Here is a 7,208-nt window from a genome sequence, read left to right as displayed (position 1 = left end):
GCTGCTGGTCCGCTGCCTCGACGCCGGCTCGGGCGTCGAGATCCGCGGCGACGGCGAACGGACCGCCGTCTACCTCGACGGGCGGCGACTGGACATCGACCTGAACCACGTGGCCTCCTACCGGGGGGACGAGCAGATCCAGGAACTCGAGCACCGCTACCGGCAATGCGATCTGGAGTACCGGGTCCTGCGAGAGGCATACCAGCGAAATGGGGACGACGACGAACTGGCCGACCGGTACGCGCGGGTCGCGTCCGAGCATGTCCGGCTGGCCAGACGACTGGCCGAGGCGCAGACGGAGTATCTGGGGAGACTGGCCAGGATCGCCGCCGCCAACGACGGCGGGCGCCCGGTCTCGCCGCGGTTGGCGGACGCCTACCACGCGCTCCAGAACGGCGACGTCCCCCACGCGCTCGAGATCCTCGACCTCGAGGCCATCACCACGGAGGCCGAACACGACGCATCCGCCTACCGGGTCGAGCAGGCGGCCGCCGAACTGCACGCGCGCCTCGCCGAACAACACAGGGACGACCTGCGCGACCGCGTGTCCGAGCTCCTCGCCAGAGACGACGCCCTGCAAGCCAAACCCGACACCCCAAGCAACCGCGAACAACGCCTACGCACCTTGGAGACCGCCGCCGATCTCGAACTCAAATTCCGGTTGGGCGTTACCGCACGAAACCGACTCGCCACGTACTACTACGATCAGGGTGATTACAACAACCAGGAGATCATCCTGACAACCGCCCTCGCCCTTGTGAAGCAGCTCATACAGGACGATTACCAGCGGTGGGCCCCGGATTTCGCCCGGACTCTGAACAACCTCGCCGACATGCACAAAGCCACCAACAAGTTCGATCAGTCGGAGAACGAGTACCAACAGGCACTCGAACTGCGACGTGAACTCGTCCACGACGACCCCGATGCATACGGACCCGACCTCGCCGAGAGCCTGAGCGATCTCGCCGACCTGCACGAACGGCGACACGACTCCCGGAAAGCTGAAAGCGAATACCAGGAGGCACTTGGGCTACGCCGTGAACTCGCCGGGCGCAACCCCGACAAATGGAGTCCCCACCTCGCCCAGACGCTGAATGACCTCGCCTCTCTGCACGCCGCCCGTCCGTCCGACCGCGATCAAGCGGAGACCGAATACCGGGAAGCGGTCAAACTACGCCGTGAGCTCGCCCGACGCAACCCCGACAAATGGAATCCCGCCCTCGCCGAGAGCCTGTGCGGACTCGCCGACCTGAAAGCCTTTTTCGCCGGAGAGGATGCCTCGAATGCGTACGAGGAGGCGGTCGAACTGTACCGTGGACTCACCCAACGGGATCCCGGAACGTGGCGTCCCGGCCTCGTCCGAAGTCTGTGCGGACTCGCCGACCAGCACGAGCGCCTCGCCAGACACGAGGACGCGGAGGCCGAACGTACGGAGGCGATCAGGCTGCTCCGCGCCCTCGTCCGCAACGATTACGAACGGTGGATCTCCGCCCTCGCCGAGAATCTGCGCAAACTCGCGGATCTGCACCGGGACACCGGCAACATCAAGAAGGCGATGACCGAATACACGGAAACGCTTCGGCTCTACCGTCGGCTCGCCCGACAGGAGCCGACACTCTGGAATGGTGAGATCGCCGACGTCCTGTATCGTCTCGCCGGTCTGCACAAGACCGCCGGACGATTCGCACCGGCGGAGCAGGAACTCCGGGAGGCGCTGCAGCTGTATCAGGCGATACCGCACAAGAGCAAGTCCATGCGGGTCACCATCAAGGACATCAACGAGCAACTGAGGTTGGCCGAGCAACTGAAACGGATCAAGAACAGACGGCCGGCGGCCGCGCGACCGGAGGAGGATGCGCCTACTCGTTCAGGGTGGCGATGGTTTCGCTTCCGAGGCCGTCGATGACGAGTCTGGTGCGGCCCTGGGCGTCGGACTTGCGCTTGATGGGAAGCTCCAGTCCGATCGACTGCAGGGACCGCACCACGGCTACCGCGAGTTCGTCGGTCGTGGCGTAGGTGACGGGCTGGATCTCCTCGTCCACGGCGCTCAGGGTGGCGATCGTGTCGAGCAGGAGCTGCAGTTCGGGCGTGCGCGATTCGCCCGGGGCGAGGTCCCTGACGAGGACGGCGACGTGCGGCAGACCGGCCTTGGCCCGTTGCGTGAGCGCCATGTAGAGCTCGTGCATCGTCCATTTGCCGCAGCGGGTGTGGAACAGCAGCAGCACCAGCTCGCTGTCGCGGATGTGGCGATCGTATTCGGCCTGCGTGGAGTCCGTGCGCACGATGCCGGAATCGTACTCCCACTTGTACGGCCGCAGCGTGACGGGCTCCCCATGCGCTCTGGTGATGCCGTTGCGCAACCGGAGGAACAGGCCGCTGATGCTCTCGCGGTCGGCGCGCAGCTCATCGGAGGAGCAAATGCTCACCCTGCGGTCCCGCCTCATGTCGCGGCCGTTCATGCTAGACCCGACTGCCGCTTCATGAGATCGAAGTAGTAGCCGCCGCGCGAGGTGAGACTGATGCGGCCGCCCTTGACGCACGCCCAGTACAGGTCGGTGGGCCTGCCGTTCTCGTCGACGATGTCGATCAGATGGGCGTCGCGCCACGTCTTCATCTCATCCATCAGCCGCTGGTCGGCCGTCAGCTCCTCCGGACGTTCGTCGCCCCTGCGGGAGCGGTTCCCGGTTCCGGACACCGAGGATCGCTCGTCGTCCTCATCGGGTTCGGGGGCCTCCATGTCGGGATACGGCCTGAAGACGGACGTCCGGTCGGCGAACACGGGTCGGCGTCCGCCGTCGCGCGGATCGCGCGCGTCGACCAGACGGCTCATCATCCTCGGCGTGATGCCGGCGCGGGTCTGGTTGAGCACGATGTCGCGGTCCAGGAACGCCTTGAACACCGGGCGCTGGAATCCGCGTCCGTCCATAGCCAGGATCGTGTTCACGTCGGAGTACAGCGACATCACCGACACGTTGCCGTACACGTCGGCGCTGGCGCCGTCGAGGCCCATGAGCAGGGCCGCGGTGAATCTGCCGTGCCCGCCGATCTCCCTGGCCGCCTCGTCGCCGCGGGACGCCGCCAGCACCGCCATGTTGCGCGGCAGCTCGATGTCGGCGATCGCCCCGGCATGACAGCAGTCCAGAATGACCACCATGAAGCGAAGGATGTCCGCATGCCTACGCGTCTCCTCCACCAGTTCGGAGAACCTCAGGCCGCTCCTGTCCCCGTCGGCGGCGGAGGGGTCGTCCTCGTACGTGGCGAGCAGCAGATCGCCGTCCGACAGTCTGCACGCGTGCCCGGAGTAGTACAGCAGCACGGCGTCATGGTCGGCGCCGTCCAGCATCCTCGTCACCTCGTCGCGGAACCGCCCCTCGTCGACGACGTCGGCGTCGCCGTCGACGAGTATCCGGTTCTCCCAGGTCGGGTTCCCGGACCAGTCGTAGCGCAGCGCCCGGGCCATGTCTCTGGCGTCGGCGCGGCAGCAACGCAGATCCTCGTGATGCTCGTAGCGTTGGACGCCCACGTACAGCGCCTGCCCCTGCGTCATCGACTGCATGATGCTGCCCTCTCCTCCTCGTCGAGTCCCGCTGGAGGGACGTACCTGCCGAACACGTCCACTATACAGCGGCTGTATCATGAGACGGAAGGTTCCGGAGAGCGCGAGAGGAGCACACGATGACGTCCACTTCCGGAGGCATCAGGGGAACCTCGACCGGCACGGGGACCGCCATGCGCCGTCCGGTCGGCTGGTATCGGAAGTCCGCCGGATACCGCGGTCTCCCCGAACCGGCACGGCGGTTCGTCGATGAGGTGATCGCCGAACTGGACGCCATCGACGGCGCTCATCCGACCATCTTCAAATACGCCTGCCTGCTGCTGGACCAGGACCGCGGCCCCAGGCCCATCAAGGCACCCGGATTCCCCATCGCCTTAAGGAACGGGACCCGCGGCGCGAGGAGCGGCATCGACGGGTATCTGCGCACCCTCAGGACCGACGACCCGGAGGCGTACCGCAGGGACTGCGAGGTCCGGGATCGGGCGAAGTCCCTGCTGCTCGAACGCGGCAACGAATGGGCGGTCGAATGGTGCGGGGATCGGCTTTCGGCGAACCGCTCCGGGGAGCCCTACGACGATCCGACCAACATGGCCTGCGACATCGCGCGGCAATGGTACGAGGGCATCGCGCGTGACGTATTGGATGAGGCCGTCGGCGAGGACGACCGTCTCATCGTCGGGATCCTGTCCACGGTGCTGTCGCCCGACGGCACGCTGTCCGACGAACGGACCGTGAGGGCGGCGGCCGGCCCGCAATACGGGGACACGCCCGCGCGTCTGCTCGTCGACGTCGGCCGCCCCATCGACTTCGCCGACTATATCAACGGCGCGAAGCTGCGATGGCTGGAGGCCATCGGGAGGAACTTCACGGAGTCGTTCCCGCCGAGCCGCAGGGGCGAGACCAAACCGGATTTCGGTGTGAGGAACACCCCGCGCGCCGTACGTGCCGTACGCGGCTGGATATCGGCCTTCGCCTACTACGACGCGCTGCTGCACCGGTACTGCATCGAGCCGCCGGCGAACGCCCCTGCCTCCGGGAACGCCACCCCGGCCAGAGACTGGGGCAACGTCCTGCGGGCCGCGCAGAGAATATGGGTGGACGGGTATGGACAGTCCCCCGACGACAGGGTCGTCCGCGCCATCGCCTGCGACGCGGCCCAGAGCTCCATCACGAGGTTCGCCAACGCCGCGTCCGAGCGGGGTGATTTCCGGCCCCGCGCGGACGCCGGGGAGCGTTCCGGTACGGACGGGAGGGAGACCCCCAACGTCGCGGAGATACTGAAGTACACGATGAACAAGGACGGGAACGGCGTCCGACATGTGCTGGACGATGCATGCCGGCGGTATCTTCCGGAGCGTCACGCGTATTCCATCGAGAGCATGGAGGACGAGGGGCGGACGTCCGCGCTCGACCGCCGGACGGTCCGGCAGTGGGACGACGACGAGCGCGAGCGCACGGTCATGCGGATCGGATACGACACCCTCGTCGCCCTGTTCGGCTGGATGGACACGGAATCCGCGGAGAGTCACGGTCACTGCGTCCCGTTCCGGCTTACGAAGGACCAATGCAGAACGGTGCGCGATCTGTACGCCGATCTGGACGAGGACCGGATCCCGGACAAACCGGGCGACCTCGCCCGGACCAGGGGGATGCTGCAGCGGCTCATGGACGAGCCGGCCGGAAGGAACGGCCTCGCCCGGGCCACGGAGATGCTGCAACGGCTCATGTACGTGCTCGGCGCCTTGGGCAGGAACCCGTTCGACGACGTTCGGTCCATCGAGCATGACGTCACGCTGTTGGACGGGGCGTACAGAAAAGAGGATCATTCCGTCAGGGACGGTCTGAAGCTGGCCCGCGACGCCGTCGCCGTCGCCGCATCCGGCTTCCGCCCCAATCCCGACGGGTCGGCCATCATATGCCGCATCGACCCGGAGCGATGGCATCGGGCGGACGGCGGCGCGGCGGTCGGCAACAGGGACCGGGCCGTCTCGCTGGCCGCCTCCCTGAAGGCCGTGAGAAGGCAGCTCGACGGTTCGTCGGGCATGCTCGCCGAGACCGAACGTCGGATGCGCGCGGTCAGGGGCGAGGCGGTGGACGCGCTGCGCGTCGACAGCAACGGCGTGCGCCACTCCCCCGCGACCATGTCCGACGAGGACGTGCTGCACATCGCGGAGCATCTGCTCGCCATCATCCAGAGGTCCGCGCTGCCGCCGGTCTGCGTCGAGTACCCCCGCTGCAACCGCCACCCCGCATCCGACGAACGCTCCACCGCATCCATCGATCATCGAGAAAGGCGACGGCCATGAGTGACGATCTGACGCTCGACGAACTGCTGCTCGGCCCGGCGGCCCGGCAGGCCGCGCGGGACGTGTGGCACGGACGGAGGGGCCCGGAGATCTCGGCCTGGACCATCGGCCGTGGCGCGACCGGCGGGTTCGGCGAGGAACTGGCGCGCGCCGTACTGGACGACCCCGAACTGATCAGCCAGGTGAACGGCATCTGGGAGTCCCGTCAGGCGGCCATCGGCGCCGCGAACGAGACGGGCCTGGAGGCGCTGCCGGAGGGCTTCCGACGGGCCATCCGCCGGGAGGAGCGCGACGGCGGCCCCCGGCTCAATCTGGACATCGCGCACGCCGCCGGCCGCGGCTGGACGGACGCCGACTGGGACATGGACCTGTTCAGCCTCGAACTGGAGGCGTGCCCGTTCGACGAGACGATGCTCGCCGCCGTCGGCACGCGCGGCGACGACGCGTCGCGGGAGCCCGGGAAACCCGTCGAGGAGTGGGAGACGCAGTTCCACGCCGATCATCTGACGGTGTACGCCCGCCGCCACGACACGAGGGCCGGCGTGATCATCGTGCAGATCGAGTCGACGACGCGGCCGCGCACCTATCGGGTGACGCTGCACTGGCCGGACGGCACGTCCACGGAGCTGCCGCCCGCCACCACCGGCGTCGCGATGGCGCCCACGAGGTTCGGCATGGTCGCCGCACCCGACGGCGCACTGCCGGAACGCATCAGCATCGCGCTGGCGTGACGGGATTCGGGATTCGACGGTTTTCAACGGGGAAAACCGTCGAATCCGCCCGGGGATACGCCTATGCGGGGTCGGAGGGCGATCAAGCCCCCGACGTCACAGAGGAGGTATCCATGTCCACCCAACACATCGAGCCGTCGCACGCCCGTCATTCCGCCCCGCAGCCCCGATGCGGCGAGAACGCGGCCCGACGCATGGCCCGGGCGCTCGCCCTGTTCGCCGACGCGACCCGCAACGACGATCCCGACCGCCCGCAGACCGGACCGGATGACGCCGACGCCCTGCGCGGAACCGCCGCGCTCGGCGACCTCGCATGGTTCGGCTCCGCAACCGCCGCCATCGACGATCAGGCCGCCGTCGACCGTCTGGGCGAGCTCGCTCTCGAGGACGCCGGCGCGGGCGATCTGTTCCGCACCGTGTTCCATGCGTATTTCCACGTCGAGCTGCCGGCCTCCGCGTCCCTCAGGACGGTCGGCACGCTGATGATGGGGCCCAGGCTGCCCGACGGCGCCGCCATGTCCGTCGACTGGTCGGTGGAGACCCGCGACGGCATCGACGACGTCCGCGTCGAGGCGCTGCTGTTCGGCCGCGACGCCCGCTGACCGGGGCCGGCCG

The 7,208-nt window shown here is 67.9% G+C and carries 6 protein-coding genes; 4 read left to right on the top strand and 2 right to left on the bottom strand.

Going from position 1 to position 7,208, the window contains the following annotated elements:
* Window positions 1-1,906, top strand: a 1,906-nt coding sequence (locus tag JS528_RS10815) for a tetratricopeptide repeat protein (protein ID WP_214359049.1), incomplete at its 5' end; no start/stop codon positions are given.
* Here JS528_RS10815 and JS528_RS10810 read toward each other — a convergent pair.
* Entirely contained in the window at window positions 1,860-2,444 is a 585-nt protein-coding gene (locus JS528_RS10810; RefSeq protein ID WP_214359048.1) for a hypothetical protein, read from the bottom strand. The two genes, JS528_RS10815 and JS528_RS10810, sit on opposite strands and share 47 nt — an antisense overlap.
* Before the next feature lie 11 nt (window positions 2,445-2,455).
* Window positions 2,456-3,556 carry a caspase family protein gene (locus JS528_RS10805; protein WP_214359047.1) on the bottom strand — a complete coding sequence of 367 codons (1,101 nt, stop codon included), beginning with the start codon at window positions 3,554-3,556 and terminating at the stop codon, window positions 2,456-2,458.
* A gap of 119 nt (window positions 3,557-3,675) precedes the next feature.
* On the opposite strand from JS528_RS10805, the gene JS528_RS10800 reads away from it, so the two are divergent.
* From JS528_RS10800 to JS528_RS10790, 3 genes are all read left to right on the top strand, one after another.
* Window positions 3,676-5,862 (top strand): hypothetical protein, encoded by a 2,187-nt coding sequence (locus tag JS528_RS10800; protein ID WP_214359046.1) that lies wholly within the window; start codon window positions 3,676-3,678, stop codon window positions 5,860-5,862.
* Window positions 5,859-6,593 (top strand): hypothetical protein, encoded by a 735-nt coding sequence (locus JS528_RS10795; protein WP_214359045.1) that lies wholly within the window; start codon window positions 5,859-5,861, stop codon window positions 6,591-6,593. Before JS528_RS10800 ends, JS528_RS10795 begins: the two co-directional genes overlap by 4 nt.
* Before the next feature lie 113 nt (window positions 6,594-6,706).
* Window positions 6,707-7,195 carry a hypothetical protein gene (locus tag JS528_RS10790; protein WP_214359044.1) on the top strand — a complete coding sequence of 163 codons (489 nt, stop codon included), beginning with the start codon at window positions 6,707-6,709 and terminating at the stop codon, window positions 7,193-7,195.
* The last annotated feature ends 13 nt before the right edge of the window (window positions 7,196-7,208 follow it).

The sequence above is a fragment of the Bifidobacterium santillanense genome (genome assembly GCF_018555385.1).
Classification (GTDB): domain Bacteria; phylum Actinomycetota; class Actinomycetes; order Actinomycetales; family Bifidobacteriaceae; genus Bifidobacterium; species Bifidobacterium santillanense.
This window is presented reverse-complemented; position numbering and strand designations above follow the sequence as displayed.